The sequence below is a fragment of the Snodgrassella sp. ESL0323 genome, assembly GCF_013346865.1.
In the GTDB taxonomy this organism is placed as follows: domain Bacteria; phylum Pseudomonadota; class Gammaproteobacteria; order Burkholderiales; family Neisseriaceae; genus Snodgrassella; species Snodgrassella alvi.
Map to the genome: position 1 here is coordinate 1 of NZ_JAAEDT010000015.1, position 26,700 is coordinate 26,700.

Here is a 26,700-nt window from a genome sequence, read left to right on the forward strand (position 1 = left end):
TTTGGGATGATGAAAATGTTTTAAAAAAAGACGAGCAGTTTCAGAAATTAATAAGTGATCGTGATAATGCTGCTTATTCTTATGAGAGTTTTATGGAGTCTGATTATTGGATAGAACTTCGCAAAGCCGCGAAGGAACTCTTAGATGCAACAGAGATAGGGTTTTATCCAGACATTCCTAAGCCTATAGAATTTGATTATTTAGTAGAGTTATTTGATCCGCCTGAATTTTGTGATTAAAAACTATTTACTAACAGGGATTACAGTATGTAATCCCTGTTTTATATTTTCTGCACACAATGGTCAAACCATTAAGCAGTAACCTAATAGTACAAATCAAGTTAATGAAAAAGTACCTATTAAATTAGTTTTTGTTGCAGAAAAAGAGGTGAGTGGCCTAGTTATTTGGTTTGGGCATGGACATGAAAAAAACACGTCAATTAATTAGAATGGATCATCATACTCCCGCGCCAGATCATGGTAGACTAGATGGAAAGAAAAAAATTGAGATAAATTATTGGATAGATGGTAATTTCCATTATCATATTTTAAAATGGAATCAATAAAAGACAATTCTATTAAGGATAAAAGATGAAACCTCCTATATGGGAAACAGTGTATTGTGATATTGCAGCATATTGGATGCTAATATCATTTATGACATTAGAACCAGAGCAACAACTGCAATATTTTGAATATCCGCCTTTAAATCAAAATGACAAAGATTATGAGAGGCCTACGAAAAACGTCCTTTTAGCACTTATTATTTCATTAGAATTGCGAAGTTTTATTGATGATTTTTGGGATGATGAAAATGTTTTAAAAAAAGACGAGCGGTTTCATGAATTATTAGAAAATATGGATGATACTGTTTATTCTTATGAAAGTTTTATGGAGTCTGATTATTGGATAGAACTTCGCAAAGCAGCGAAAGAACTCTTAGATGCAACAGAGGTAGGGTTTTATCCAGACATTCCTAAACCTATAGAATTTGATTATTTACAAGAGTTAGTTGATCCGCCTGAATTTTGGGATTAAAAGCTATTTGTTAACAGGGATTACAATATGTAATCCCTGTTTTATGTTTTCTGCATAGGCAAACCATACACATGAAACATAATACTTAGTAGATAGTGAGTGTCCTTACAGTGAAGTGGTGTTAGAGCCATCATACTCCCGCACCAGATCATAGTGGATAAAAGGAAAAGAAACATTATGAGCCAGAATATTGGATAGATGGTAATTTCCATTATCATATTTTAAAATGGAATCAATAAAAGACAATTCTATTAAGGATAAAAGATGAAACCTCCTATATGGGAAACAGTGTATTATGATTCGGCAGATTATTGGATGCTAATATCATTTATGACATTAGAACCAGAGCAACAACTGCAATATTTTGAATATCCACTTTTAAATCAAAATGACAAAGATTATGAGAGGCCTACGAAAAATGTCCTTATAGCACTTATTATTTCATTAGAATACCGAAGTTTTATTGATGATTTTGATGATGAAAATGTTTTAAAAAAAGACGAGCGGTTTCATGAATTATTAGAAAATATGGATGATACTGTTTATTCCTATAAAAGTTTTATGGAGTCTGATTATTGGATAGAACTTCGCAAAGCAGCGAAAGAACTATTAGATGCAACAGAGATAGGATTTTATCCAGACATTCCTAAGCCTATAGAATTTGATTATTTAGAAGAGTTAGTTGATCCGCCTGAATTTTGTGATTAAAAACTATCTTTAACAAGATGCATTAGTTCTGATATCAATCAATGTGTTAAAATACGTGATAACAATTGTCGCCTTGAAAAATTTCTTTTATTCCTATAAAAAATTTCAATCTTAACTATTGGAAGGTCCTATATGAAAGTTGAAACCGCTATTGAGATGCTTCAAGAAATTAAAAATACTATTTTCTCTCAAGATTATTCAATTAAAAATGACGATCTTGCTATTTTTACACAGATAGAAACAATTATTTGCAAAAAATCATCAACGTGTCATCAAATACCAGTAGAAATAAAGAAACTACTTTCTTTATGTGAAGATGAGTCATTACATTTACTAATTAATACTGTATATACCCCATTAACACCAAAACTTTTAATAAAAGAATATACTACTGATGAAGAATATGCTTCATTCATAAGCTTACAAATGGATTATAATATTATTTCAGAAGATGCTGAAAAGAAAGATTTAGAAGGACTCAGTTATGACGATACACAGAAAGATTACATAGATACAACAATATCATATGAGTTAATGCCTTTATACGATAGTGGTTCATGTTGTTTTATTTTGATTGATTTGAGAGAACAATATTTTGGGCGCCTTATCAATTCTGTTTCTGGGTATTCTAATGTGTTAGCCCCAAATTTATATGCACATATAGACGACTTAGTTGACGGTCTTAAAAATGAATACTACACCTATGATCCCGATTGGGGTGATATCCAATATCCTTTATCATGGTATCAAAGAAAGTTATTGAGGACAGGTGAGTATTACTTTGACTCATCATTAGGCAAAGTTATGAAGCTTTAAAAAATCTATCATGCTACTCTCAAAGCTACAAAGTAATGCTAATCGTCATGCCACGCCGCGTTTTTATAGTCATGATAGACCTATAAAAATACCTTACTATCTTTGACAAAAATGGTAATGAGGTCAAGATGAGGCTGATTGCACCATACAAGTCAAAGATGCCCTAGGCAATACGTCCCAGTATCAATATGATGCGCTAGGCCGCCAGATCAAACACATTGATGCGTTGGGTAATACCACGGAATCGAGTTATGATGTGGTGGGTAATCTAACCAAGCAAACGGATGCATTAGGTAATAGTAGTACAACCTTGTATAACGACAAGTAATTTTTATTTAGGGGGAATATTTTTATGAATGAAAAAAATAATTTAGTAAAAAAATTAGAGCACATAAAACAATTGCTTCAATTAAAAAAAGATTATTCAAATGACCAACTATCTATGTTTTTGTTTATAGAGAATATAATTGAAAAAAAAACATCTCATAAATATACACTCCCTATTCAGATCAAAAATTTCTTAACCTTTACAAGTAATGAGTTATTATTAGAATCGCTAATAGATACCACTTTTATTCCTTTTAATTTACAAAGCCTAACAGAAGAGTTTAGTCTATTATTAGATGGTTTTAAAAGTAAAGATATTGAAAGCATGCCTGTTATATTAACTCAATATGCTGAAAAGAAAATTCTTGATGAAAATGATGATTGGGAAAATGAAGAAAATAAATATATCCAACTTCTAGTTACTGAACCCTATAGATTTATACCTTTATATAATGGAGGCTTCGGAAGTTTTATTTTTTACGACTCATTAAGTGAGCAATTAATTTTTAGCGATAATAGCGATATTCTAGAATGGCGTGTTTTAGCTCCAAGTTTAAATGAGCATATTGAGGATTTAATATCAGGAATATCTAACGATTATTATGATATAAATTTTGAGTATGACGAAGTTGTCTTCCCTTATTCTTGGTTCTTACGGCAATTAATTAAAAAAGGACAATATGTATATAATTGAATAATAAAGTATACTGATTTATATCAATTAAGCTGCCAATTATAGTCATGATAGACCTATAAAAACACTTTACAGCAATAGACGGTAGCGTCACCAGCTTTGAATACGATAAAGTCGGTAATCGTACCCAAATCAACTGCAGTAGTGGATAGCGAACGTCCTTACAGTGAAGTAATGTTAGAGCGTACACGTGTAGATCAGGAGGCCTGGAGTGAAACACTTTATCTACATACGCCTGAAGGTTTAGGAGATTTGCTCACCTCCGATTAATGAGCTAGACCCCTCAGGAAAATTTACTTTGGAGGGAATGATGAATGGAATTAACAATATGGCTAGAGTGGGATGAAACAACTAAATCCTTTTGGCGTAGTCGAGGGTGGTTTTGTTAGATCAATGCCTGCTTCTAAAAAAGTCACAAAGGAAAAGGTATTAAAGTTACATCTCACACATGGGGACAATGACATCTGCACAGACCTCAATTAAGATACTTGATAAAGGATATTATTATGGGAATAACACCATTATCTAGCTTTTATCTCTTTTGTTTAAATAATGAACAAAGAGAAATACGGGAGCATAAACTTTTGCAACACCTTCACTCATACGAAATAAAACATCCAGAGATATTCAAAAAACTTTCTATTTCATCCACACTCCATAAGGATGGATCATATGTTGGAAAGATATGTTTTTTTGAAAAAAATTACAATACAGAAAATATAGTACACGATATTCCTTTTTATCAAGTAATTTTTAATGAGATTTTGCAGTCAGAATTATGTGATAGCTATATCTATTGTAACTATAAAGAAAAGTTAAAATTTTTTTATTTTTTTGAAAAAGAATATTGGAGACGCACGCTTGTAGCGAATGAATATTTTGCTAAACTCTCTTTGCTTTATATTAAAGGACTACTGAATCAACAATACATACCAAAATTATTAGAAAAGATACCTAAGACACAAAATAAAATAGAGTATAAGCAAAACAGCTGGAAAAACATTATCAATTTTTGTAAAAAAGATAGCTGTTTTTCCTTTGCAATAAAATCCTAAAATTTAATTAAAAAAATAAATATGAGCTTAAGCACTGTCAAATGTTTTAATGATGAAACTGAAAATTGGGAAAATGTCCCTATGTTAGTATGGGTTTCCGATATTTGCTTTGGGTTCTTTAACTCAGTATTTCCTCCATACGAAATTGCCAGAAGGTTTTGTTCAGACCCTGATTTTGCCCTTGATGTGCAATTAGGAAATTATTTTATTGAATGGGAGCCTTTTGAATTATCAAAAGAGGATTATAATGAAATTAAAGAATATTGCATGACAAAATTTAAATGCCATTATTTTGAGTTAGAAACTAATATTAATAGTTCTAGAGACTATATTATGTGGCGTATCGAAAAAAAACATGGAGTACCAATTCAGATACAAAAAGAGTTTTATAAAAGATATGATGCTGCAGACAGAAAATTCAAGTTACTTCAAGACAATCCAGATGATTATTTATCTGCTGATTATTTATCTGCATGGAACGATTTAAATGAAATAATTAAAGAAGAGCAATCTGTATTTAAATCATATAAAATTAAGCCAGATAAAAAATAATTTTTACCAGGGATTCCGATAAGGATAAAAGATGAAACCTCCTATATGGGAAACAGTGTATTGTGATATTGCAGCATATTGGATGCTACTATCATTTATGACATTAGAACCAGAGCAGCAACTGCAATATTTTGAATATCCACCTTTATATCTAAATGACAAAGACTATGAGAGGCCTACGAAAAATGTCCTTTTCGCACTTCTTATTACATTACAAGGGAGAAGTTTTATTGATGATTTTTGGGATGATGAAAATGTTTTAAAAAAAGACGAGCAGTTTCATAAATTATTAGATGGTGGTGACAATACTGTTTATTCTTATGAAAGTTTTATGGAGTCTGATTATTGGATAGAACTTCGCAAAGCAGCGAAAGAACTCTTAGATGCAACAGAGGTAGGGTTTTATCCTGACATTCCTAAGCCTATAGAATTTGATTATTTAGAAGAGTTAGTTGATCCGCCTGAATTTTGTGATTAAAAACTATTTATTAACAGGGATTACAATATGTAACATAAATGGATAATAGATTAATTGAAAAAACAGGATTCATGTGGGATAAAAGAACCTTACTCAGCACTTTTTCAGTATTAAAGTTTTTATCTAACAAAAGTGAAAACTTATGCTGTTTGCTCGAAATATACAATGAAGAGAAGCTATTAGCTTATTAAACCGAATCTAGTTATAATGATATTATTGTAACTTATTCTGATTCTGATCCTGATATTAAAGAGCTACTTCCTATAGAGCCTCCTAATTTTAAAATTTTACAAAAATTCTATTATGAGTATGATAAATTTGCTTTGATAAATTCTATGAATGCAGGTTTTTTAAGAAAGATTAGCTGGTCTCTTTATGCTAACTGTATTGACCTGATTTTTTTTTCAGATGAACCTGACACTCTCCTGTTGCAAGAATATTTGACTGCTTATACACAATCTAAAAGCCGTTCCCATGCAGTTCTAAATTTCTAGGAGGAGTTTTTAAATAACTTTGATTTCTCATTATTTACCTCTTTACCTGATTATGACTATGACTCCAATATGTTACTTATAACTAAGCATAGTAATAAAATATCGATTAGTTAATTAGTGAAACAACAGCAGATATCCCTACAATCTATGTATGGGATAATAAAGGAGATATCATGAAATTTGCTTTATTTTTACCAAGAAATTTATCATGTACAAAAGATTTCTTCTCAAGTTTTTTTAACTCAGGTTGGTTTATAACAAGAATAGATACCACTCCTATTCAAGTCGAAGAAACTCTTTTGAATGAACAAGAAATTCATGATATCTTTTCAGAAATAGCTGAATACTCAGAAAACTCTGATGTATTAGAGCCAAATGATATTTATATAACCAAAGAAACATTGAAAAATGTAAAGGCTTATCATACACCTTTAATTTATACTCCTTATGAAGATAAATCATATATATCTAATGAAAATTTATCTTCTGTAAGATTTGAGCATTATGATATTCCTTTCTTTTTATATGAAAATTATTTTAATAGTTTTTATGCATCTAGGTTTTTCATACTTAATGTAGATACTCCTTTTCATAATATAATAGCTAGGTTTAAAAATGTTAACAGAACACTGAATGCATTTCCACAACCTCATTCTTTTAGAAAAGAGTTACTCTTAAATTTTTATAAAAATCCCATAAAAAACATGGTATTTATATGTGAGGCTTATAATGAAATTGAAGAAAACTTTGGTTTATTTTTAGCAGTTGAAAATGAAAAAACCTTTCTTAATATTAAAAATTTTTTTAATTATTGGAAAATAAGAAAAAATCCTACCATGTCTGAAATCAAAGATATAAATGATAATTTTTTAATATCTCAGGACGGCATAGGATATTTTTTAGAATTAAAAACTATTAATGATTTTAAATTTTATTAGTAACTTATAATGATGTGCATATAATATATTTAACAACTAAATGAATTTGATAATCTATTAATATTATCCCTAAGGAGATTAACACCACCTTAGGGATTTTTATATAGTAATGTATTGGTCGCATTACGCAGCTCTCCATCGGTCAGTTTGCTTATAGAAGAGATGTTAATAGCAATAAAGTATAATAACAGATAAACTCACAAGGCAATTTTAGTTATGGCTATGATGCAATCAATAAATCAGTGAAACAACGGCAGATAATAAGCTAATTGCCATTGATGATCAGTTTAACCGGCGACAAGTGTCTTATCATCAATACGATGGGCAAAATAATCGTATCGGTAGAGTAACTAATGAAACACAATATTTAATCGATAGTGCACCTGAGCTTAAACGTTTACAAGATGAAGGCTCTAAGTACCATATGCATGTTTATAACTTTGATAGGAAAGGATAAGTAATAAAAAAATATATGTATTTAATAACTTGAAAGATAAAGTCTTATGGTTTTGCTGGAGTATTTCAATGAAAACAGAGATAAATCCTTCTTATATAGGCATATTACAGTTATATTCTTATTATGCGCTTGACTCATTAAGTCAGGTGCACTTTATAGGCAAAGGTGAGCCTTGGTTTATAAAAGAAAATGGACAGGATGGATATCCTAAAAATTATCTGATAGGACTCGTAATTTCATTTCAAGAGTGTTTTAATTACCTTGAATATGATAATGATACATTAGTATTAGCTAATAAACTCCTTTATTTCCTTACTGACCAGCTAAGACATGGTGATGGGAGTTTTTTTACTAAGGAGGCTATTTTGCATAGCAATGATTGGGTATGGATAAGAGAGACAGCTAGTAAAATACTCTATCTATTGGATTATTATCCTGTTAATATCAAAAAGCCGTTGGATATATATAACTTTATTGAACCATATGATTATATAGTTAAACTAAACAAAAAATGGAGATGATCACTTTTATTTTTAATAGGCAAGATATTTGTTGGAAAAAACAATTTAAAGAGAAACTCGATAAATTCGTAGGCTTCCTACAAGTTCATACTTTTTTAGGAATAGTTTACAAAATTTAAAAATAGTTAATAGTACTGTTTAACGTATTAACTGAACTCAATATAGCCACATATATGATCCCTAAGAGAGCAGACTCTCTCTTAGGGACTTTTTATATAGTAAGTTATTGGTCACATTACACAAGTCTCCTCTTGGTTTATTGGCTTAGTGAAACAACGGCAGGTACCACTACAAACTATGCATGGGATAATAGTGGTAATCCAATTAAGAAAATCAGTCCTGAAGGAGAAATATCTTACTCATGGAGTAGTAGTTATAAACTGTTGAGCATTGATGATCAGGTAAATCAACGTCAAACTTCCTATAAATTTTTGAAATCCATTATTTTTACCTTTGATATATATATATATCAAAATGTTAACACAGCACACAAATAAGGTTAAATAGTGTTATACATGTCTACTAATCAATCTAAGCATACTTATTTAAATGTGCTTAGATTGATTAGTTGTTAATTTGTTTCTAGTACTGATGGGTTAATTTTCTGTAGAATTTTTTTCAGCTGAAGGTAGTACGTGCTTTTTTTAAAAAAGACATCCTCTTTTTAGAAGAGAACATGACTGGATATTTTAGCTCAAAGTTTGCATTTAGATCTTTTCTTTTCCAGAGCTAAAGCTTCGGTTATTAAGTTCGCTGCCTTTTCTAAATCATCAGAAGTTCTATAAAGCAGAGATAGATTTAATAATTTCTGTAGATACAGATTCTCAGGATTAAAATTCATAACTTTGTAGTCGTCACTAAAACCATCCATATCTAAACCATACCATACCTTGGTTCCATAAATAGGTCCAGATGTTAAACAGTTTAGCTGTTCCTTATGCGTTATTAAATAGTTCTTTAGAAATTCAGCAGCTTTTATAACATCTTTTTTAGTTGGATAAAGTCTATGATTTTTAAGCCATGATTGTTCAAAATCTTTATCTTGCCACTTAAATAGTGAATAAATGAGGTTTTCCCTAACATATAAATAATAATATTCCTGACCTAACTTAGGAGCCTTTTCTAGATAATTAACTTGCCCACTCATTTCAAATTCCTTTTTATTTAGTAACATTTAAACATAATTGCTCACTATTTTTTCTGTTTCTAATGACAGATGGCTTAATAGTTGTTTTACTGTTATATCTTTATGATATCCCAATACAATTGCGTTGACTATTTAATTTGTAACTTTGTCCACTTCATTGATCAAGAACATCTCCGCCAAGAATTATATATAATTATAATATTGATGCTCACATTAATGATGATGGCGTATTTGAACACATAGATATTGATGTACTTGTTGGTGATAAATTAATAGCCTCATAGGAATTCGAATTCAAAAATACCAGAGTAAGGGGCGATTTTGCCTAGGTGGATATTTACCTGAACCAGGTGTATTTCAACGCTCAACTGTAACTAGCGTTTATGAATATGCTTATAAGCTATAAAGCTATTCCTTATAACGCGGAGGGTATAGCTATTCACCGCGCAGTAAACCTGTCTAAAACGCAGAAATCCCAGATTAATTATGAGGCCGGTTTTGATTCAGCACGCCAGATAGAAACGGTCGGTTACTGTCTACTGATAAATAAAGCCTCAGCACAGGTACGCGGGTCAGCGTGAATCACTGCCGTTAAAGCTTTGGTATGCAGACGGAGGCAGTGTTCATACTGTGAATCTGGCTTCTATCACGGTGCAATAACACTGAAATCAAATAAGGGAACAACCCGAAAACCACCCTGAAAACCCGTACAAAATGTACGGGTTTTTATTTATTCATTCGGAGTTAAACATGGAGTATTTATACGTTAATTTTCTTGGTTCAGAAATAATGGTTATTAACCACTATGGTGAGTCTTATGTAGCTATGCGTACGATTGTTGATGGCATAAGATTGAGTTGAAATGGTCAATTTGTAAATATAAAACAAAAATTTAAATCAGTTGTTATGGAGAACATAACAACTGGAAAAGATGTCAAAAACTACAAAATGTTATGTCTGCCATTAAGAAAATTTTTTGGCTGGCTGATGACCATTAACCCAAACAAAGTAGCTTCACATAAAAGGCAAACATTATCCGCTATCAGAATGAATGTGACGATGCATTATGGTATTACTGGATTACCGGGATAGCCAATAGTGAAAAAATTTTGCAAAAAATGGAACTGCTAAAAAAGCAGCAGGCAGAATCTGTGGTGTGCGGCAGCGCAGTAGGGTAGATAAAGCCTTAAGATAAAACTTAAAAGGACTCAAAGTAAGCCGGAAAGGCTAATGGAGAGCTTGGAGCTTACCGGATTTTTTGCAGTTATCATCGACTCAACAGGGCTGTTTAAACTGGCTAATGATGCTGCGCATGCCAATATGGAAGTGTCAAAGCTTTTCAGTCAGCTAGGTATGGCTACTGCGAGTATTACAGGCTGGCAAAATGTGGCAGTGCGCAAGGCATGACAACGTCGACGCATTAACGCCATACTGCTTACTCTGATTAAGGTAGTAAACAGCTTCTTTATTAAGTCGGAAAAGATTACGCCGGTTATCGCGTGTATGAAATCATCAAAAACGCCAAACAAAAGAAAACGGCAACCAGTGTACCTGCAAAAGGAAATATAGATTATGCTCAGCAAATTTACGCATCTCTTCGTGAATATGGTTATCTGTACAGCAAGCGAGAATAATGACTGTTGAGATTGGTCGGGAAAATTCATTTAATCTGGATTTTCTTTTTGGTTCGCATGCTGACCCAAAAATGGTGCAACAAATGATGAAATGATTAAGTATATGCTGTCTGAAATATCCAACAACCCTGTGCACTCCAAAACCAAAAATGAATTTTTAAGCAATCCGAATATTGCATACGATAAAGAACGCAAAATATTAGGATGCCCAAAGCTCTACCCAAACAATCTTTGATTAAAATGCCTTCGGTAATAACTTATCCCAAGCTTACGCTGCTTCAGTAGGATGGGGAGCTCTAGGATGGTTAGGATTTTTGCTGTTTATAACGAAGCTCTAAGGAAAGCTAGTGCAGCCGGTACATCTGAAAAGGAATTGAGTTTGATAGAAAAATGTTAGTAAAAACTGCATACTATAAATTTAGTAATAAAAAGACTTTAATAGTAAAATATTAAAGCCTTATATTGAGAAAGTATATTTATTAAAAGGATATATATTACTTATGAAAAATATAAAAAATAAAGCGACGGATACAAAACTACCATCTCTAAAAGATTGGGGTGATATACCAAAAGACAATATAGATTTAAATTATATATATAAAATATTTTTTGAGAAGACTAACTCAGAAATACAAACTTTATTTAATGGCATTGTTGCTATTGAATACGTAGATGCACTACGGTGGATGCCAACTCGACCATTCTCTTATTATATAAAAGGATTTATTGAATTAATTTTAAATAAACACTATGCAGGAATAGATGCAAATGATGCTGCATACTCTTTTTTAAGACTAATCAAAGAAAAAGTGGATTCTAATAAAAGTTCTATACTACCATTGAAAGATGAAATAATCTCTACATTAGATTTTATCATAATTAATCAAGATTATTTTCGTTTAGTGGACGATGAAGAAAGCTATAAAATATATCAATATATTAAAAGTAATTTATAAATTTATTAACAAAATATAACTTTCACTAGCTAATTAGTGAAACAACAGCAGATATAACTACAATCTATGCATGGGATAATAATGTTAATCTGATTAAGAAAACCAGCCCTGAAGGAGAAATATCTTATTCATGGATAGTAATAAGCTAATTGGTATCGATTATACGATAGGTAAGATAATCGTATCGGTAAAGTAACTAAACACAACGGGCAAGCCATTGAAACACAATACTGACTATAAAGAACCCTAAAAACATATTCTTGATGCCCAACGTGGTATGGTTCTAACGGCTTTCCTATTTCTCCTGTAATCTCTTATCTGAAGGGTGGTAATGGTAATGGGAGTGTCGATATAACTATTCGAGTGGAAAGAAAAAAGTAAATCATGGAAATACCATTCGTGAGTGTGATGAGTACCCATTTCATGCTAGCTATGAAGGGGGGGGCTGCAAACTATGATAGTCTTAAAGTTTCATTAAGACCTATATCAAGATATGATAATCAAGGATCTGGTACAATGTGGAATAAAATGACGAGAAAAGGTGGTAGAATGCCTAATGGAACAAATGTTATTATTGCTCCTAAAGGGCTAAAAAATTTTTATATTAGAAATGGACGTATAGGATTCTAAAAAGTAAAATATGGGACAGTTTTATAAAACTGTCCCATATTTTATTAATTTCTATACAAAATTTCAATCTTAACTATTGGAAGGTCTTATATGAAAGCTGAACCTGCTATTGAGATGCTTCAAGAAATTAAAAATACTATTTTCTCTCAAGATTATTCAATTAAAAATGACGATCTTGCTATTTTTACACAGATAGAAACAATTATTTGCAAAAAATCATCAACGTGTTATGAAATACCAGTAGAAATAAAGAAACTACTTTCTTTATGTGAAGATGAGTCGTTACATTTACTACTTAATACTGTATATAACCCATTAACACCAAAACTTTTAATAAAAGAATATACTACTGATGAAGAATATCCTTCATTCTTAAACTTACAAGAAGATATTGAGTATATGGATAATACTATTATTTCAGAAGACGCTGAAAAGAAAGATTTAGAAGGACTCAGCTATGACGATACACAGAAAGATTACATAGATACAAAAATATCAAATATATATGAGTTTATGCCTTTATACGATAGTGGTTCATTTTGTTTGATTTTGATTGATTTGAGAGAACAATATTTTGGGCGCCTTATCAATTATGTTTCTGGGTATGCTTATGTGTTAGCCCCAAACTTATATGCACATATTGACGACTTAATTGACGGTCTTAAAAATGAATACTACACCTATGATCCCGATTGGGGTGATATCCAATATCCTTTATCATGGTATCAAAGAAAGTTATTGAGGACAGGTGAGTATTACTATGACTCATCATTAGGCAAAGTCATGAAGCTCTAAAAAATCTATTATGCTACTCTCAAAGCTACAAAGTAGGGTTTTATCCTGACATTCCTAAGCCTATAGAATTTGATTATTTACAAGAGTTAGTTGATCCGCCTGAATTTTGGGATTAAAAACTATTTGATAACAGGGATTACAGTATGTAATCCCTGTTTTATGTTTTCTGTCTGATTTTCTAATAAAATAGAAGGCTATTTTTTCTGCTTCTAATGTCAGATGGTTCAATAGTTGTTTTACTGTTATATCTTTATAATATCCTATGTAATTTTTCTGTTCACCAAAAGCTTTCCCTGCAATATCTACACCTGCAAAAGGATATATAAATTATGCTCAGCAAATTATGCATCTCTTCGTGAAACGGTCTATCATCTGTACAGCTTGGTTCGTATGCAGACCTGAAAAATGATGTAACAAATGTTGGACTGATTTCTTGGCAGGGAATTCGGGCTAGAAAGCTAATTGAGGAGGATGAGAAAGATTTCCATAACCAAAATATTATTTCGCATAATATATATTATGTTAAATTTTAGTATTACGTACCTAATATATTAAACTTAATATTCTTGACTTGCTTTTCTGGCAAAAAATCAGGATTCAATACCCGTGACTTGCTTTTCTCCAGGGTTCTGGAATAACATCTCTGCCAAGTCTGTCAAGTTCTTTACTATGGTAAAGATCCAGACATTTGAGGAAATCAAATTTAAGGCCTTTTACCTCTGTCTCAGCCAAGGGATTGAAATAATCACGCGATAAATAAGAATTTACCAATATAATTTGTCTTTCTATGCTGTTGTCAATACTATAAGAAATCCAGTCTTGTAGCGCACTGGCGCTACTTCCGGCATCCATGGCTGCATGTTGATCACTCTTATATGCATTAGCTATACAAGTGGCAAAAACCATATCTTTGTAATTCTTTAAAAAATTACGGTTTGGAGCCTCTGGTGACATGGCACTACATATCAATGATGGTAATAAAAGACAAAGAGAACACAAAATTTGTAATTTAAATTTTTTCATTAAAATTTCCCCATTACACTACTTTCCTATATTCTGAAGCAACTGGTGATATAGAATTGAAGTTAAAGTTTAAGGCACCACATATTAAAGGCAATAATAATAAACAATCACAATATAAAAATTTTAATTTAATTTTTCTCATCTTAAATTTTAATTTAGATTAATAAATTTTATTTTTTTCTATTCAAGTCTCTATAATAATTACGAGTTGAGCTTTTGTAAGTTTCATTTGGTTCGGAAACTATTTCTTTTGCTAATCTCTTTAAATCTTTACTATGATAAAGATCAAGACACTTTAAATAATCATATTTTACTTCATTGTCAAATTCAGCATATGGATTAAAATAATCACGTGAGAGATACTTATCTATTAAATTGTGCACAGCCTCAGTTTCGTTTAAATCGAAGTATGCCCAATCAATTAATGCACTCGCACTACTTCCGGCATCGCTTGACGCTGATTTGTCACTACGATATGCCTTAGCTATACAGCGTCCTAAAACTATATCTTTAAAATTTTGTAAGTTTGTACGTTTATATGCTTCTGGTGACATGGCATTTAAATGAAGTTCTGATGCATCACATATTAAAGGTAATAATAAACAACAACTATAAAAAATTTTTAATTTCGCTTTTTTCATTTAATCCCCTTATTTAAATCAGATATTTTTTATTCAATAATCTAATATATCATATTTAATACCCTTGATTCGCTTTTCTTTGCGGATATGGAACGACTTTTCTGGCAAGTTTATCAAGCTCTTTACTATGATAAAGGTCCAGACATTTTAAAAAATCAAATTTAAGACCTTTAACTTCTGATTCAGTCAGTGGATTAAAATAATCACGTGACAAATAAGAATTAATCAATCTTACTTCTTCATCTATGCTTTTATCCATATAGTAATCTAGCCAATCCTGTAATGCACTGACACTGCTACCTGCATCTATTGCGGCATTTCTATCTCCATGATACGCTTTAGCCACACAATGGGCTAAAACCATATCTTTATAGTTTTGGATAAAAGTTCGATTTACTGCTTCAGGTGTTATGGCATTTAAATGAAGCTCTGATGCATCACATAATGAAGTTGAAAATAATAATAAACAACAACTATAAAAAATTTTTAATTTCGCCTTTTTCATTTAATCGCCTTATTTAAATCAGATATTTTTTTATTCAAATAATCTAATATATCCATATTTAATACCCTTGATTCGCTTTTCTTTGCGGATATGGAACGACTTTTTTGGCAAGTTTATCAAGCTCTTTACTATGATAAAGGTCCAGACATTTTAAAAAATCAAATTTAAGACCTTTAACTTCTGATTCAGCCAACGGATTAAAATAATCACGTGATAAATAAGAATTTACCAATCTAATTTCTTCATCAATGCTTTCATTCATATCATAATCAATCCATTGACGTAATACTCCCACACTACTGCCTGCATCCTTTCCTACTTCATCACTATCTTTATATGCTTTAGTTATACAATGTGCAAAAACCATATCTTTATAGTTCTGTATAAAAGTACGGTTTGGTGCTTCTGGATAATCAGGTTTAAAAGTATGCATTGATATATCTGATGCACCACATATTAAAGTTGAAAATAATAAACAACAGCTATAAAAAATTTTTAATTTTACCTTTACCATTTTAATCCCCATTATTCAAATAAAATATTTTTATTCAAATATTCTATATATCAAATTTAATATCATATCCTTAACCTGCTTTTCTTTTCAGCTGTGAACAGAAAATTAAATCTTAATTTTTTACTTTAGCTTAAACCAATTATTTTTTACCTTATCTTGTGGATGTGAAATCATTTTTCTTGCAAGAGTATCAAGCTCTTTACTGTGATAAAGGTCTAAACATTTTAAAAAATCAAATTTGATACCTTTTACCTCTGCCTCGGCCAGCGGGTTAAAATAATTACGTGAAAGATATGTATTAACTATGTTTATTACAGCTCTTGGACTTTTCTCAAGATCAAAATACGTCCATTCGAATAATGCACTTTCACTCGAATAATGCACTTTCACTACTTCCTGCATCTCTAGCTGCATTTTCATCATCTTTATAAGCTTTGGCTACACAATGAGCTAAAACCATATCCTTATAGTTTTCTATAAAGGTACGATTTACACCTTCGGGTGTCATAGAATTAGAGTTCAGCTTATTTGCATTACATATTAATGGGAATAATAATATACAACTGCACAAAATTAGTATTTTAAACATTTTCCTTTAACTCACAAAAATTTAAACTTAAAATTGTTTTACAAGTGTATTTAGATATTTGCTGTAGTGAAGATCAAGATGTTTTAAGAGTTAGATTTAATATCCTTGGCTCGCTTTTCTTTGTGGATACGAAATCACTTTTCTGGCAAGTTTATCAAGCTCTTTACTATGATAAAGATCCAGACATTTGAGGAAATCAAATTTCACACCTTTTACTTGTGCCTCCACTATTGGATTAAAATAATTACGAGATAAATAAGAATTAATTATTTTAAACTCTTCATTTACGCTTTCATTTATATCGTAAGAAACCCATTGCTGTAATGCACCTTCACTACTACCAACATCTTTTACTATATCTTTATTATCTTTATATGCTTTAGTTAAACAAGATGCAAAGACCATATCCTTATAGTTTTGTATAAAAGTACGTTTTGGTGCATCTGGATAATCACGTTTAAATGTATGTTTTGGGATATCTGATGCGACACATATTAAAGGTAATAATAAAAAACAGCTATAAAAAATTTTTAATTTCGCCTTTTTCATTTTAATCCTCTTATTTAAATCAAATATTTTTGTTTTTTATTCAAATTGTCTAATATATCAAATTTAATATCCTTGACTTGTTTTCTTTGGGGATATGGAACGACTTTTCTGGCAAGTTTATCAAGCTCTTTACTATGATAAAGGTCCAGACATTTTAAAAAGTCAAATTTAAGACCTTTAACTTCTGATTCAGCCAATGGATTAAAATAATCACGTGATAAATAAGAATTAATCAATCTCGTTTTTTCATCTATACTTTTACCAAGGTCGTAATCAATCCAGTCCTGTAGAGCAGTTACACTGCTTCCTGCATCTATCCCTGCATTTCCATCATCTTTATAAGCCTTTGCTACACAAGATGCAAAAACCATATCTTTAAAGTTTTGGATAAAAGTTCGATTTATTGCTTCAGGTGTCATGGCATTTAAATGAAGCTCTGATGCATTACATATTGATGACAATAATAAACAACTGCATAAAATTTGTAATTGAATTTTTTTCATTTTAACCCCCAAAAATAAGCGCGATCTGTTATATAATCTGCTTCTGGTTCATTTTCTCTAAAATAACAATGATCGTAATATGTGTTCCCGTTAAATAGCGTAGCATGGCCTATAGCGTCAGACCACCCTGAAATTTAGAATAAAATTATTCTTTTCTTCCAATCACAGTGGGATATTTTATAATTTTAGGTTCCCTCATTGTGTTTTCAAAAAATCAATTAAATAACTTGCTCGATAATCGTACCAATTTTTATCTTTTCTAGATACAGTTTTTCTACCTGCAGGTGTTATCTTTAATCCTGAAAAGTTCAAAATGTAACTCATGCGAACAGCACAAGTGTTATTCCATTTTTGTTTGAGATCTTCATTATAAATATTACGGGCAACTTGACCGCCAATGATTCCAGCAACTCGATCTCATCGTTCTTGTTTAGTATCATTTTTATTGTAGATTATCTGAGAATCAGCCCAGGCTTTACTAAAAAGTGGACGTATACCCTGCTGCGGTCTGTTTATATTTTGGTGTCTGTTAACTTGTTGCGGTTTACCCTTTTGTAATTCCCTTTAAAGAAATTAAGTTATTGTATTTAAAATTTTGCTGCGATATCTGAATATACCAAACTTCAAATGTCGCAGCAATTTTAAATATTATAATTGCATAAATGCTATATTTAAATTATTTTTGTTTCCAGCGTTGCTCAGATTCACGAATAACACTTTTTGCTTCTTTTATATCGCCCCAGTGTGTAACTTGGGTTGTGCCAGCCTTTTTTAAATCTTTATAGTGGTTAAAATGAAATTCAATTTGTTTTATTAATTGTGCCGGTAAGTCGGCCAATGTTTGAATTGCATTTCCATTATTGCGATCATCAGCCGGTACAACAACAATTTTGTCATCAACTTCGCCATCATCAACAAATTTCATTACGCCAATAATTCTGGCTTCCAGATAAATACCGGTAGTCAATGGCTGATCAGTAATGATTAATGCATCCAATTCATCACCATCTTCATCCAGGGTTTGCGGTATGAACCCATAATTGGTTGGTTTGGCAAAAATAACAGGTTCAACGCGATCCAGTTTCATTGTAGCCAGTTTTCTGTCCCATTCTATTTTATGGTTTGATCCGGCCGGAATTTCAACTACTACATTAATAATACCGCCGTCTACATTACCAGCATTTAGAATCTGATTAAAATCTGCCATAATTAAAAGTCCTGCTTTAAAGTTTAAGTAGGCGTATTGTAAACAATGGTTTTTTGTTTGCCCATATTTTATTTAAATTTTACCGGATAAAAAACAATTCATAGCTATTCGTATTCAAAAGTTTTTACTAAAAGGCAAACTATGATTAAGCTTGCCTTTTGGATTAAAACTAGATTTTATAGCCGTTCAGTTCTTTGATTTTGCTTTCAGATTTTTTTATGACACAATTATCATAATTTATTTGAGTTTCAGTAAGATTCTGGGCTGTTGGTCTGGAAAGGCAATATTGGTTTACCTCATCAGACCACTGTTCAAAAGTCTGATTCAGGTTCTGTTGTATATCTTCCGGAATTGTTGACCAAGTTAAGTTTACTCTTTTTAACGCATCAGCTGCCATTTTATCCATTTGAGCTGTTTTTTCCTGTTTTATATCAGCCAGAGAAGATGACTGTTCATCCAGTAAACTTTGGGCTCTGCTATTTAGCATCATGGTTTCGCAATACTGATTAGCTACCTGTTGTGCTAATGGTGTGCTGTAACCTGATAAAGAACAATTAGCTGCTAATGCGGTGCTATCCCAATCTTTCTGTTCTTGCTGCACTGTTGCTTTGAAATCAGGATCAAGACCAGCCCATACAGAGCGTAAATTAGCTACTGCATTAGCACGCTCTTGCTGAAATTTAATCAATAGTTTATTGAGTTCTTCAGGTGTTTTTTTATTAAGATTCAAACCTGTTTCATCTGTGTCTGCTTCCGAAGTTGTATCACTGGGTTGTTGGGCATTCACTGTGATAACACTACTGGCCATACTGGCTGAAAGAGTATTTTGGTCATTAACAGGGGAAGTATTTGCTCTATTGCTGAAAAAAATAAAAAACATCGCTACAAGTATAATTATTCCAATCATGATAATTAAAATAATCTTGACACTGTTACTGTGAGATTGCTGATTTTGAACCTGAGCAGGCTGTTCTATAAATACTGGGATTGATTCATCCTGAGATTCTACAGATTCTGGGAAGGATGTATTTGTATTTATAGGCTGTTGCTTTTGATTTGATAAGAGTAAAGCTTTTTGAGCTTCATACTCTTCTTTAGTAATCGCCCCTTTTTCAAGCAAATCAAATAATGCTTCCAATTCTTCAGTTATAGAAGATTTATCCATACCCTAATCCTTTAATGCAGGCTATTCATATATAAAGGTTATAACATAAATTAAAGATTTATTTATAGCAAATTTTTATTTGTTTCTGGAATCCGGGCATTGAAATTATTTTTGATGTTACTTGAAATTTGATTTTTATAGTCTCAATAGATTTATAACTTAAAAATTATTTTATCGACGGTCATCAATGGTAAAAAATGTATCATTTAATCTTTGTATTAATTGGATTAGCAATGAATAATAGAACTAAACGTCTACGAGTATGCTTGTTTGAATTTAAAAGATAGAGTTTTACGATGGTTTTTATCAAAAATAACATTATAACCAAACTATTTAAAAGTATTTAAATATTAATTTAATCAGTACAATAGTACCTTTTATTTTAAGGTAATAATATGAATGGTTTAAAAGAACGCTTAAAAAAGCGCGGTTTGAAAAAGGAATAAGTCAAAGGGAATTAGCAACCAGAATTGGCAGAGCCCAGTCGGCAATTGCTGCCCTTGAATCAGGACGCAATAAAGAAAGTACAAATATAGCAACAATTGCACAGGTACTTGGTGTCGACCCTGTATGGTTGGAAACTGGTAATGGACAAATGAAAAATGCTTATAAATTAGATGAAATAATTTATGAGAATCAAGCACGAAACGGATATATTCAATTCAAGCAAATTGACTTATTCGCAGACTCTGAAACTGATAAATTCAAAGATTCTAATATACATAACGAAGTTAGATTGGTTGAAATTTCAGAAGAATGGGCCAGAAAAAACATAGGTAATGATTTTAAAAATACTTTTATAATTACTGCCCCAGATGATTCTATGTATCCAACTTTTTCTAATGGGGATTTGTTATTTGTAAATATTGCAATTAAATGTCATCGTGGCGATGGTGTATATGTGATTGCTACCCCGAAGAATCTGCTTGTTAAGCGTATACAAGCAACGATTTCCGGCGATTTAAAAATAATAAGTGATAATAAAAATTATGCCCAAGAAACCATTACACGTACAAAGCTGAAATCTATCCACATCTATGGAAAGATTTCAGCTGTTTTTGCATTCAAAACTATGTAAAACACAAAAGGCTTGATTTAAGGCTGCACTACTGGGAATTGTGGTGGATGATCATCTGGGGATTGAAGATCCTGACAAGAACCGTTGAGGGCATGTTCATAAACAGCCATGGCCTCAGGGTTCATTTCACCAGTATTAATCGCCTCTTTAATTGATGCTTGATAGTCTTCTTCTGACATCGATTGTTGTATCTCTTTAATAGCACATTCACAGCGAGCCTGACTAAAAAAATCGCCTATCGTACAAGCGCTCATATAAGTATCGATAGTTGGTTGGCTATACTCATAAGCAAACCCCATTGATGTCACTGAACAAGCCAATATAACAAAAGCAATACGAACTAAACACTGCATATCAACCAACCCCTTATACATGTTAACCTAGATATATTGATCCATAAATATTACGAAATAATAACTATAAAAGCTATCATAAAAAAACTATACATTTTCTGACTAAAAAATTCATAATATTCCTCGATCCAGATTCTATAACCTAAATAAAAAATTTAGGGCATTTGTTTCAGGATTTTGTGGAGAAAAAACATGGGTCGACGAATCTGCAATACGCGCGCGTTTCTGGCAGTTTCCTAAAGTGAACCAAGGTTATTTAGACACACATGCAGCTAAGATTGACAGCAATTATGCAAATTGCATGAAAAAAATAAAAACTCAATGGGCTATTCATTAAAACCCAAACAGCATATAAACTATTGAATTTAATAGGTTAATTTGTGGTGGGTCGTCAGGGGATCGAACCCTGGACAAATGGATTAAGAGTCCACTGCTCTACCAACTGAGCTAACGACCCGATAGGATTGCTGATTATACGCGTCTTTACACTGAAGGGCAATGTTTAATACGGTGGTGTATAAATATTGCCCTTAGTAAAATTTTTTCAATAAATCGTTGATATTTATGCGCGTAATACGCTTAATCCACCCAGATAAGGCTGTAAAGCTGCTGGAATATTAATGCTTCCATCCTCATTCTGATGATTTTCCAGTAATGCTACCAAAGCTCTACCAACTGCCAGACCTGAACCATTTAATGTATGTACCAGCTGATTTTTGCCGTCATTATCTTTAAATCTTGCTTGCATACGTCGTGCCTGGAAATCTTCGCAGTTTGAGCAGCTGGAAATTTCCCGATAAGTGTTTTGCGCAGGTACCCATACCTCTAAATCATAGGTTTTAGCGGCACTAAATCCCATATCACCTGTGCAGAGGACAACTACCCGATATGGTAATTCCAAAAGCTGAAGAATCTTTTCAGCGTGGCCAACCATTTCTTCCAGAGCAGCATAAGAATTTTCCGGTCGCTGAATCTGCACCATTTCTACTTTGTCAAACTGATGTTGCCGAATCAGTCCGCGTGTATCTTTACCGTAAGAACCTGCCTCAGAACGGAAACATGGTGAGTGTGCGGTGAGTTTTTTAGGTAATTCATCTTTGCTCAGAATACGTCCACGCACGGTATTAGTCAGGGTAATTTCTGCGGTTGATATCAGATATTGTTCCTGTGTATTTTCTTCGCCTCCGCAGCTTACTTTATACATATCTTCAGCAAACTTAGGTAATTGTCCGGTACCTAACAGAATTTCAGGATTAACAATATAAGGGGTGTAATGTTCTGTATAACCATGCTGCTGAGTATGGGTATCAAGCATAAATTGTGCCAGTGCACGATGCAGGCGAGCTATCGGACCCCGCATTAATGAGAATCTTGCTCCGGATAGTTCTGAGCCAGTTTTGAAATCTAATCCTAATGGTTCACCTAAATCAACATGATCCTTAATTGCAAAATTAAATTGTCTTGGCGTACCGAATCGGCGGATTTCGATGTTGTCATTCTCATCTTTGCCCACAGGAACGTCACTATGCGGTAGATTCGGAATTGTCAGAATCAAATTATTAATTTGATTCTGTATGGTTTGGTAGTCCTGATCAACCTTTTCCAGTTCGATCTTGATTTGGGCAACTTCAGCCATTGTCTGGTTAGCTTCATTATGTTTGCCCTGACCTTTTAGTGCACCAATCTGCTTGGAAAGATTATTGCGTTTAGACTGCAATTCTTCTGTGCGTATTTGTAATTGTTTACGCTGTTGTTCCAGTCGGGTGTAAGTTTCGGTATCCAGATTAAAACCACGAGTCTGTAATTTTTCCGCAATACTGTTGATATCCTGACGGAGTAATTGAATGTCTAGCATAATAATATAGTGTGTTTAGTGACAGATTATAGCCATTATTGTAAACGATTCACTGCTAATAAGCCGGGTTTATTTAATGTTAGCTATTTGACTGGTTAGCCAATTGTTGTGTTTTTTGAATAAATTCTGTTTGTTTCGCTTTTGCCTTACCAGAATCTATGGCGGTAATGGCTAAATCAACACCCTCTTCTAATGAAGAAGTTATGTCTGCCGCATAGATTGCAGCAGCTGCATTGAGCACGACTATATCACGGCAAGGTCCTTTTTCTCCGTTTAATACGCTATTCATGATATGCAGCGATTCTTCACTATTGGCCACTTTTAAAGGTTTTAAGTCTTCAATTACCGGCATGTCAAACTGAGCCGGATGGATATCGTATTCCATGATAGTGCCATTTTTTAATTCAGCTATGCGGGTTGTGCCGGTAAGTGTAATTTCATCCAGTCCGTCACTTCCATGAACAACTAAAACATGTTTGCTGCCAAGCTGTTTCAGCACACGAGATAAAATCCCGACCAGATCAATATGGAATACCCCTAGAACCTGGTTGGATGCTGTTGCCGGATTGGTTAATGGTCCTAGTATATTAAAGACTGTACGTACGCCTAATGCCCGACGTACGGGAGCTACATAACGCATGCTGTTATGATGATTTGGTGCATACATAAATCCGACACCAAGCTGATCGATACACTCTCCTACTTGTTCAGGAGCTAATTCGAGTGCAGCACCCATGGCTTCAATGATGTCAGCAGAGCCACTTGAAGAAGATACGGAACGTCCTCCATGTTTGGCTACTTTTGCTCCTGCTGCTGCAACTACAAACATGCTGGTTGTAGATATGTTGAATGTATGTGCGTTGTCTCCACCCGTCCCAACGATATCGACTAGATGTTCACGCTGCTGTACAGGTACCTTAGTTGAGAATTCGCGCATAACGGTTGCCGCAGCCGCGATTTCCGATACGCTTTCTACTTTAATACGTAATCCGATTAAAATAGCAGCTATGACTTCAGGCGCCACTTCTCCGTTCATTATCTGGCGCATTAAATCTGTCATTTCATCATAGAATAATTCATTGTTGTCCAGTAAACGATTAAGTGCCTGTTGCGGCGTTATCATGATAATTCTTTCTAAAATATAACTATTTTTAAAAATTTTACTTTATTAGTTATGCTATTGCAGAAAATTGTGCAACATTGCATAACCATTTTCGGTAAGCAATCCTTCAGGATGAAACTGAACACCTTCGACAGGCAGAGTTTTATGTCTGATACCCATAATTTCGTTGTCATCAGTCCAAGCGGTTATTTCGAGACAATCGGGTAAAGTTTCCTTTTCTATAACCAGACTATGGTATCGGGTACAATTTACCGGATTAGGCAGGTTATTGAAAAGGGAATTATTGTGATGGTAAACAGGTGAAATTTTACCATGCATAACTTTTTTGGCACGTACTATATTTCCGCCAAAAGCATAAGCTATACTCTGATGCCCCAGACAAATGCCTAGTATCGGTATTGTGAGCGCAAAATGTTTAATGGTATCTACAGAAATACCAGCTTCTCTGGGTGTGCATGGACCCGGACCGATGACAATTTTATCCGGGGCCAGTCTGCTAATATCTTGCAGTGTAATTTCATCATTATGTTTAACAATTACGTTTTCGCCCAGTTCGCCAAGGTATTGCACTATGTTAAAGGTAAAGCTATCGTAATTATCTATAAACAAAAGCATTGGCAATACCTCTTAAAAGAAATATCAAGTTGTGAACAAATGAGAGATGGCTAAAACTGGTTAAAGTAAGCTTTCCAGTGGGAGTAAAGAGAGCATTTTTACCCAGACACGCTGCCAAAATGTGGTATCCGGTTCATGATGATAAACCTTTGTTTGATTTTTGTCGTTGGTTTCTGTCCATTCCAGCTTGCCTTGTGGTGTTAGTTTTACCTGATAAGTAACATATGGTAATGCTTCATTAATCGCTTGATTCATAAATTGTGCCATTTCCGGAGACTGTATTACGACACCCATTTCTGTATTGAGTCGTGCCGAACGTGGATCAAAGTTTAATGAACCGATATATAGTTGTTGTCCGTCAATGGTAAAAGTTTTAGCATGCAAGCTTGATTCGGAATTACCTGTAAATGCACGGTCACGAGGTCCTTTTAAAAAACCCTGATTTTTGAGTTCATAAATTTCTACTCCTTCTTTTAACAGCGGTGTTCTATAGTGAGAATAACCAGAATGTACTGCTGCCACATCGGTTGCTGCTAAGGAGTTGGTGAGAATACGTATCTTCACACCCTCTTCTCGTAATTTTTGCAGATATTCAAGACCTGTTTGTGTGGGTACAAAATACGGAGTGATAACCAGTAAATCTTTTTGTGGTTCAACAACAGATGCAGCAAGTGCGTTTAGAGTTAAACTGGCTTTTTGATATTTAATTACCGGTGGTTGTTCTGTATCCGGATCAATTAAAAGATTATTATCAGGCTGGGTGGTATTTACTTTTCGCCTATTTTTGGGCAGAGCTTTATCAGGATTATCACTTACCAATATCAGGTGTGCCCATTGATAATCCAATGATCCGTCTAGTAATCGGTTGGCAAAATTGTCACGATTATATGCATTATCATAACTATTGGCACGTAAATGATTGAAACTGCGATGTTTGAATATAGGCATGCTTGCCTGTAATTTAATATGGCGGGGATGGACTATACCGTTTAAAGGATATGACGAGGCACTGTTCCAGTAGCGATCAAAATTGCTTGAAACCTGATTAACAATAGGTCCAATGGCGAGAATATCTAAATCTACAAAAAGTGTGCCTTTACCCATATCAAAATATTCATCACCAATATTCCGTCCGCCTAGAATAGTGGCCTGATTATCAGCTGTGATAGATTTATTATGCATACGCCGGTTCAGGCGAGCAAAATCTGTCATGTAGCTTAAGGCGCGCCAGTGCCGGTGCATAAAAGGATTAAATAATCTGATTTCGATGTTCGGTTCTTGATTAACTGCTTTTAATATATTATCAAGACCAATAGTATTGTTGTCATCAAGTAGTAAGCGAACGTGTACACCACGCTGTGCAGCTAATACCAGCTCATGAAAAAGTAGCTGACCAGACGTATCGTTACGCCAGATATAGTACTGTACATCTAGACTGTGTTCTGCGGCGCGAACTAGAGCTATCCGTGCGGCGAATGCTTCATGTCCGTCATCAAGCGGATAAAGACCGGATAAACCTTTATGTTCGGATACAAGTGAAGCATTAGCATAGGCAAGAGAGGACGGAGTGTCGGCAGTAATGTGTGTTTCAATACTACGCCCCTGCTGTGAAGGCAGGTTTTGGCAGGCCGCCAGAATAGAGACAAGACCCAGTTTCAGGCACCATGTACAGATACGATTTATATATTTACTTCCCATGTTTATGCCGTATATGTTGTTAAACTTAAACTTGTAAATTTAT

General features: G+C 33.2%; 38 protein-coding genes, 1 tRNA gene and 1 pseudogene. 22 read left to right on the forward strand and 18 right to left on the reverse strand.

Features of this window, described 5'->3' with window-relative positions; genetic code table 11:
• From GY065_RS05380 to GY065_RS05440, 13 genes are all read left to right on the forward strand, one after another.
• Positions 1–239: hypothetical protein (locus tag GY065_RS05380; RefSeq protein ID WP_174833359.1), on the forward strand; the 239-nt coding region annotated here is incomplete at its 5' end.
• 182 nt (positions 240–421) lie between these two features.
• Positions 422–565: a hypothetical protein gene (locus tag GY065_RS05385; protein ID WP_174833360.1), complete on the forward strand. Its 144-nt coding sequence runs from the start codon at positions 422–424 to the stop codon at positions 563–565.
• Positions 566–590: 25 nt separating this feature from the next.
• Positions 591–1,037, forward strand: a complete 447-nt coding sequence (locus tag GY065_RS05390; protein ID WP_174833361.1) for a hypothetical protein — start codon at positions 591–593, stop codon at positions 1,035–1,037.
• Positions 1,038–1,301: 264 nt separating this feature from the next.
• Complete coding sequence (locus GY065_RS05395) at positions 1,302–1,745, forward strand: hypothetical protein (RefSeq protein ID WP_174833362.1); 444 nt, start codon at positions 1,302–1,304, stop codon at positions 1,743–1,745.
• 132 nt (positions 1,746–1,877) lie between these two features.
• Positions 1,878–2,561, forward strand: a complete 684-nt coding sequence (locus tag GY065_RS05400; protein ID WP_174833363.1) for a hypothetical protein — start codon at positions 1,878–1,880, stop codon at positions 2,559–2,561.
• 145 nt (positions 2,562–2,706) lie between these two features.
• Complete coding sequence (locus GY065_RS13555) at positions 2,707–2,889, forward strand: RHS repeat protein (RefSeq protein ID WP_174833502.1); 183 nt, start codon at positions 2,707–2,709, stop codon at positions 2,887–2,889.
• 24 nt (positions 2,890–2,913) lie between these two features.
• Positions 2,914–3,582, forward strand: coding sequence for a hypothetical protein (locus tag GY065_RS05410; protein ID WP_174833364.1), 669 nt, complete (start codon positions 2,914–2,916; stop codon positions 3,580–3,582).
• Positions 3,583–3,681: 99 nt separating this feature from the next.
• The gene (locus tag GY065_RS05415) at positions 3,682–3,852 is read left to right on the forward strand and encodes a hypothetical protein (RefSeq protein WP_174833365.1); all 171 of its coding nucleotides are present in this window, start codon (positions 3,682–3,684) and stop codon (positions 3,850–3,852) included.
• A 236-nt stretch (positions 3,853–4,088) separates the two neighbouring features.
• Positions 4,089–4,637: a hypothetical protein gene (locus GY065_RS05420; RefSeq protein WP_100115679.1), complete on the forward strand. Its 549-nt coding sequence runs from the start codon at positions 4,089–4,091 to the stop codon at positions 4,635–4,637.
• A 21-nt stretch (positions 4,638–4,658) separates the two neighbouring features.
• A complete protein-coding gene (locus tag GY065_RS05425; protein WP_100115678.1) occupies positions 4,659–5,189 on the forward strand; it encodes a hypothetical protein in 531 nt (176 codons plus the stop codon).
• A 31-nt stretch (positions 5,190–5,220) separates the two neighbouring features.
• Positions 5,221–5,667: a hypothetical protein gene (locus GY065_RS05430; protein ID WP_100115677.1), complete on the forward strand. Its 447-nt coding sequence runs from the start codon at positions 5,221–5,223 to the stop codon at positions 5,665–5,667.
• A 667-nt stretch (positions 5,668–6,334) separates the two neighbouring features.
• Positions 6,335–7,099 (forward strand): hypothetical protein, encoded by a 765-nt coding sequence (locus GY065_RS05435; RefSeq protein ID WP_174833366.1) that lies wholly within the window; start codon positions 6,335–6,337, stop codon positions 7,097–7,099.
• A 525-nt stretch (positions 7,100–7,624) separates the two neighbouring features.
• Positions 7,625–8,077: a hypothetical protein gene (locus GY065_RS05440; RefSeq protein WP_174833367.1), complete on the forward strand. Its 453-nt coding sequence runs from the start codon at positions 7,625–7,627 to the stop codon at positions 8,075–8,077.
• A 694-nt stretch (positions 8,078–8,771) separates the two neighbouring features.
• On the opposite strand, the gene GY065_RS05445 is transcribed toward GY065_RS05440, so the two are convergent.
• Positions 8,772–9,224 carry a hypothetical protein gene (locus GY065_RS05445; protein WP_174833368.1) on the reverse strand — a complete coding sequence of 151 codons (453 nt, stop codon included), beginning with the start codon at positions 9,222–9,224 and terminating at the stop codon, positions 8,772–8,774.
• Between the two features lie 383 nt (positions 9,225–9,607).
• Between GY065_RS05445 and GY065_RS05450 the strand changes: the two genes are divergently transcribed.
• The 7 genes from GY065_RS05450 to GY065_RS05475 all read left to right on the forward strand — a co-directional run bounded on the left by GY065_RS05450 (position 9,608) and on the right by GY065_RS05475 (position 13,239).
• Complete coding sequence (locus tag GY065_RS05450) at positions 9,608–9,805, forward strand: hypothetical protein (RefSeq protein ID WP_174833369.1); 198 nt, start codon at positions 9,608–9,610, stop codon at positions 9,803–9,805.
• 298 nt (positions 9,806–10,103) lie between these two features.
• The gene (locus tag GY065_RS05455) at positions 10,104–10,316 is read left to right on the forward strand and encodes a phage antirepressor N-terminal domain-containing protein (RefSeq protein ID WP_371731943.1); all 213 of its coding nucleotides are present in this window, start codon (positions 10,104–10,106) and stop codon (positions 10,314–10,316) included.
• Between the two features lie 138 nt (positions 10,317–10,454).
• Positions 10,455–10,631: a hypothetical protein gene (locus tag GY065_RS05460; RefSeq protein WP_174833371.1), complete on the forward strand. Its 177-nt coding sequence runs from the start codon at positions 10,455–10,457 to the stop codon at positions 10,629–10,631.
• Between the two features lie 92 nt (positions 10,632–10,723).
• Positions 10,724–10,858: a hypothetical protein gene (locus GY065_RS13360; RefSeq protein ID WP_256433021.1), complete on the forward strand. Its 135-nt coding sequence runs from the start codon at positions 10,724–10,726 to the stop codon at positions 10,856–10,858.
• A 500-nt stretch (positions 10,859–11,358) separates the two neighbouring features.
• Positions 11,359–11,814, forward strand: coding sequence for a hypothetical protein (locus tag GY065_RS05465; RefSeq protein WP_174833372.1), 456 nt, complete (start codon positions 11,359–11,361; stop codon positions 11,812–11,814).
• A gap of 399 nt (positions 11,815–12,213) precedes the next feature.
• Positions 12,214–12,444, forward strand: coding sequence for a hypothetical protein (locus GY065_RS05470; RefSeq protein ID WP_174833373.1), 231 nt, complete (start codon positions 12,214–12,216; stop codon positions 12,442–12,444).
• 90 nt (positions 12,445–12,534) lie between these two features.
• A complete protein-coding gene (locus GY065_RS05475) occupies positions 12,535–13,239 on the forward strand; it encodes a hypothetical protein (RefSeq protein ID WP_174833374.1) in 705 nt (234 codons plus the stop codon).
• 597 nt (positions 13,240–13,836) lie between these two features.
• Here GY065_RS05475 and GY065_RS05480 read toward each other — a convergent pair.
• The 11 genes from GY065_RS05480 to GY065_RS05525 form a co-directional block, all read right to left on the reverse strand.
• Positions 13,837–14,262, reverse strand: a complete 426-nt coding sequence (locus GY065_RS05480) for a type VI secretion system amidase immunity protein Tai4 (RefSeq protein WP_174833375.1) — start codon at positions 14,260–14,262, stop codon at positions 13,837–13,839.
• Between the two features lie 170 nt (positions 14,263–14,432).
• Positions 14,433–14,903: a T6SS amidase immunity protein Tai4 family protein gene (locus GY065_RS05485; protein WP_202984037.1), complete on the reverse strand. Its 471-nt coding sequence runs from the start codon at positions 14,901–14,903 to the stop codon at positions 14,433–14,435.
• A gap of 55 nt (positions 14,904–14,958) precedes the next feature.
• Positions 14,959–15,408 carry a type VI secretion system amidase immunity protein Tai4 gene (locus GY065_RS05490; RefSeq protein ID WP_174833376.1) on the reverse strand — a complete coding sequence of 150 codons (450 nt, stop codon included), beginning with the start codon at positions 15,406–15,408 and terminating at the stop codon, positions 14,959–14,961.
• 58 nt (positions 15,409–15,466) lie between these two features.
• Positions 15,467–15,922: a type VI secretion system amidase immunity protein Tai4 gene (locus tag GY065_RS05495; RefSeq protein ID WP_174833377.1), complete on the reverse strand. Its 456-nt coding sequence runs from the start codon at positions 15,920–15,922 to the stop codon at positions 15,467–15,469.
• 120 nt (positions 15,923–16,042) lie between these two features.
• On the reverse strand, positions 16,043–16,345 hold the full coding sequence (locus GY065_RS05500; protein ID WP_202984038.1) for a type VI secretion system amidase immunity protein Tai4: 303 nt from the start codon (positions 16,343–16,345) through the stop codon (positions 16,043–16,045).
• The gene (locus GY065_RS13560; protein ID WP_371731937.1) at positions 16,290–16,511 is read right to left on the reverse strand and encodes a T6SS amidase immunity protein Tai4 family protein; all 222 of its coding nucleotides are present in this window, start codon (positions 16,509–16,511) and stop codon (positions 16,290–16,292) included. The genes GY065_RS05500 and GY065_RS13560 overlap by 56 nt, the downstream gene beginning before the upstream one ends.
• Before the next feature lie 96 nt (positions 16,512–16,607).
• Positions 16,608–17,060 carry a type VI secretion system amidase immunity protein Tai4 gene (locus tag GY065_RS05505; protein WP_174833378.1) on the reverse strand — a complete coding sequence of 151 codons (453 nt, stop codon included), beginning with the start codon at positions 17,058–17,060 and terminating at the stop codon, positions 16,608–16,610.
• A 14-nt stretch (positions 17,061–17,074) separates the two neighbouring features.
• Entirely contained in the window at positions 17,075–17,563 is a 489-nt protein-coding gene (locus GY065_RS05510; protein WP_174833379.1) for a type VI secretion system amidase immunity protein Tai4, read from the reverse strand.
• Positions 17,564–17,758: 195 nt separating this feature from the next.
• Entirely contained in the window at positions 17,759–17,965 is a 207-nt protein-coding gene (locus tag GY065_RS13565; RefSeq protein WP_371731944.1) for a T6SS effector amidase Tae4 family protein, read from the reverse strand.
• Between the two features lie 274 nt (positions 17,966–18,239).
• Entirely contained in the window at positions 18,240–18,770 is a 531-nt protein-coding gene (locus GY065_RS05520) for an inorganic diphosphatase (RefSeq protein WP_174833380.1), read from the reverse strand.
• Between the two features lie 169 nt (positions 18,771–18,939).
• A complete protein-coding gene (locus GY065_RS05525) occupies positions 18,940–19,935 on the reverse strand; it encodes an SHOCT domain-containing protein (RefSeq protein WP_174833381.1) in 996 nt (331 codons plus the stop codon).
• A gap of 421 nt (positions 19,936–20,356) precedes the next feature.
• On the opposite strand from GY065_RS05525, the pseudogene GY065_RS13570 reads away from it, so the two are divergent.
• Positions 20,357–20,515 (forward strand): annotated as a pseudogene (locus tag GY065_RS13570) (helix-turn-helix domain-containing protein); the annotation flags it as partial.
• A gap of 15 nt (positions 20,516–20,530) precedes the next feature.
• Complete coding sequence (locus GY065_RS05535; RefSeq protein ID WP_174833382.1) at positions 20,531–21,013, forward strand: S24 family peptidase; 483 nt, start codon at positions 20,531–20,533, stop codon at positions 21,011–21,013.
• Positions 21,014–21,030: 17 nt separating this feature from the next.
• Here GY065_RS05535 and GY065_RS05540 read toward each other — a convergent pair whose 3' ends face one another.
• The 6 genes from GY065_RS05540 to GY065_RS05565 form a co-directional block, all read right to left on the reverse strand.
• A complete protein-coding gene (locus GY065_RS05540; RefSeq protein ID WP_174833383.1) occupies positions 21,031–21,366 on the reverse strand; it encodes a hypothetical protein in 336 nt (111 codons plus the stop codon).
• 381 nt (positions 21,367–21,747) lie between these two features.
• Positions 21,748–21,823, reverse strand: a tRNA-Lys gene (locus GY065_RS05545).
• A 105-nt stretch (positions 21,824–21,928) separates the two neighbouring features.
• Entirely contained in the window at positions 21,929–23,221 is a 1,293-nt protein-coding gene (gene serS / locus GY065_RS05550; RefSeq protein ID WP_174833384.1) for a serine--tRNA ligase, read from the reverse strand.
• Positions 23,222–23,300: 79 nt separating this feature from the next.
• Complete coding sequence (gene trpD, locus GY065_RS05555) at positions 23,301–24,344, reverse strand: anthranilate phosphoribosyltransferase (RefSeq protein WP_174833385.1); 1,044 nt, start codon at positions 24,342–24,344, stop codon at positions 23,301–23,303.
• Between the two features lie 54 nt (positions 24,345–24,398).
• The gene (locus GY065_RS05560) at positions 24,399–24,959 is read right to left on the reverse strand and encodes an aminodeoxychorismate/anthranilate synthase component II (RefSeq protein WP_174833386.1); all 561 of its coding nucleotides are present in this window, start codon (positions 24,957–24,959) and stop codon (positions 24,399–24,401) included.
• Between the two features lie 60 nt (positions 24,960–25,019).
• Positions 25,020–26,657: a phospholipase D family protein gene (locus tag GY065_RS05565; RefSeq protein WP_174833387.1), complete on the reverse strand. Its 1,638-nt coding sequence runs from the start codon at positions 26,655–26,657 to the stop codon at positions 25,020–25,022.
• Positions 26,658–26,700 lie beyond the last annotated feature (43 nt).

Coding starts and splice junctions, on each gene's coding strand:
- GY065_RS05440 (WP_174833367.1), top strand. CDS start 7,625: ATGAAAACAGAGATAAATCCTTCTTATATAGGCATATTACAGTTATAT.
- GY065_RS05510 (WP_174833379.1), bottom strand. CDS start 17,563: ATGAAAAAAATTCAATTACAAATTTTATGCAGTTGTTTATTATTGTCA.
- GY065_RS13560 (WP_371731937.1), bottom strand. CDS start 16,511: ATGTTTAAAATACTAATTTTGTGCAGTTGTATATTATTATTCCCATTA.
- GY065_RS05535 (WP_174833382.1), top strand. CDS start 20,531: ATGAAAAATGCTTATAAATTAGATGAAATAATTTATGAGAATCAAGCA.
- GY065_RS05450 (WP_174833369.1), top strand. CDS start 9,608: ATGAATATGCTTATAAGCTATAAAGCTATTCCTTATAACGCGGAGGGT.
- GY065_RS05560 (WP_174833386.1), bottom strand. CDS start 24,959: ATGCTTTTGTTTATAGATAATTACGATAGCTTTACCTTTAACATAGTG.
- GY065_RS05410 (WP_174833364.1), top strand. CDS start 2,914: ATGAATGAAAAAAATAATTTAGTAAAAAAATTAGAGCACATAAAACAA.
- GY065_RS05520 (WP_174833380.1), bottom strand. CDS start 18,770: ATGGCAGATTTTAATCAGATTCTAAATGCTGGTAATGTAGACGGCGGT.
- GY065_RS05565 (WP_174833387.1), bottom strand. CDS start 26,657: ATGGGAAGTAAATATATAAATCGTATCTGTACATGGTGCCTGAAACTG.
- GY065_RS05390 (WP_174833361.1), top strand. CDS start 591: ATGAAACCTCCTATATGGGAAACAGTGTATTGTGATATTGCAGCATAT.
- GY065_RS05490 (WP_174833376.1), bottom strand. CDS start 15,408: ATGAAAAAGGCGAAATTAAAAATTTTTTATAGTTGTTGTTTATTATTA.
- GY065_RS05420 (WP_100115679.1), top strand. CDS start 4,089: ATGGGAATAACACCATTATCTAGCTTTTATCTCTTTTGTTTAAATAAT.
- GY065_RS05430 (WP_100115677.1), top strand. CDS start 5,221: ATGAAACCTCCTATATGGGAAACAGTGTATTGTGATATTGCAGCATAT.
- GY065_RS05475 (WP_174833374.1), top strand. CDS start 12,535: ATGAAAGCTGAACCTGCTATTGAGATGCTTCAAGAAATTAAAAATACT.
- GY065_RS05385 (WP_174833360.1), top strand. CDS start 422: ATGAAAAAAACACGTCAATTAATTAGAATGGATCATCATACTCCCGCG.
- GY065_RS05465 (WP_174833372.1), top strand. CDS start 11,359: ATGAAAAATATAAAAAATAAAGCGACGGATACAAAACTACCATCTCTA.
- GY065_RS05460 (WP_174833371.1), top strand. CDS start 10,455: ATGGAGAGCTTGGAGCTTACCGGATTTTTTGCAGTTATCATCGACTCA.
- GY065_RS05425 (WP_100115678.1), top strand. CDS start 4,659: ATGAGCTTAAGCACTGTCAAATGTTTTAATGATGAAACTGAAAATTGG.
- GY065_RS05445 (WP_174833368.1), bottom strand. CDS start 9,224: ATGAGTGGGCAAGTTAATTATCTAGAAAAGGCTCCTAAGTTAGGTCAG.
- GY065_RS05480 (WP_174833375.1), bottom strand. CDS start 14,262: ATGAAAAAATTTAAATTACAAATTTTGTGTTCTCTTTGTCTTTTATTA.
- GY065_RS05525 (WP_174833381.1), bottom strand. CDS start 19,935: ATGGATAAATCTTCTATAACTGAAGAATTGGAAGCATTATTTGATTTG.
- trpD (WP_174833385.1), bottom strand. CDS start 24,344: ATGATAACGCCGCAACAGGCACTTAATCGTTTACTGGACAACAATGAA.
- GY065_RS05495 (WP_174833377.1), bottom strand. CDS start 15,922: ATGGTAAAGGTAAAATTAAAAATTTTTTATAGCTGTTGTTTATTATTT.
- GY065_RS05540 (WP_174833383.1), bottom strand. CDS start 21,366: ATGCAGTGTTTAGTTCGTATTGCTTTTGTTATATTGGCTTGTTCAGTG.
- GY065_RS05505 (WP_174833378.1), bottom strand. CDS start 17,060: ATGAAAAAGGCGAAATTAAAAATTTTTTATAGCTGTTTTTTATTATTA.
- GY065_RS05500 (WP_202984038.1), bottom strand. CDS start 16,345: ATGATGAAAATGCAGCTAGAGATGCAGGAAGTAGTGAAAGTGCATTAT.
- serS (WP_174833384.1), bottom strand. CDS start 23,221: ATGCTAGACATTCAATTACTCCGTCAGGATATCAACAGTATTGCGGAA.
- GY065_RS05395 (WP_174833362.1), top strand. CDS start 1,302: ATGAAACCTCCTATATGGGAAACAGTGTATTATGATTCGGCAGATTAT.
- GY065_RS05400 (WP_174833363.1), top strand. CDS start 1,878: ATGAAAGTTGAAACCGCTATTGAGATGCTTCAAGAAATTAAAAATACT.
- GY065_RS05435 (WP_174833366.1), top strand. CDS start 6,335: ATGAAATTTGCTTTATTTTTACCAAGAAATTTATCATGTACAAAAGAT.
- GY065_RS05485 (WP_202984037.1), bottom strand. CDS start 14,903: ATGAAAAAAGCGAAATTAAAAATTTTTTATAGTTGTTGTTTATTATTA.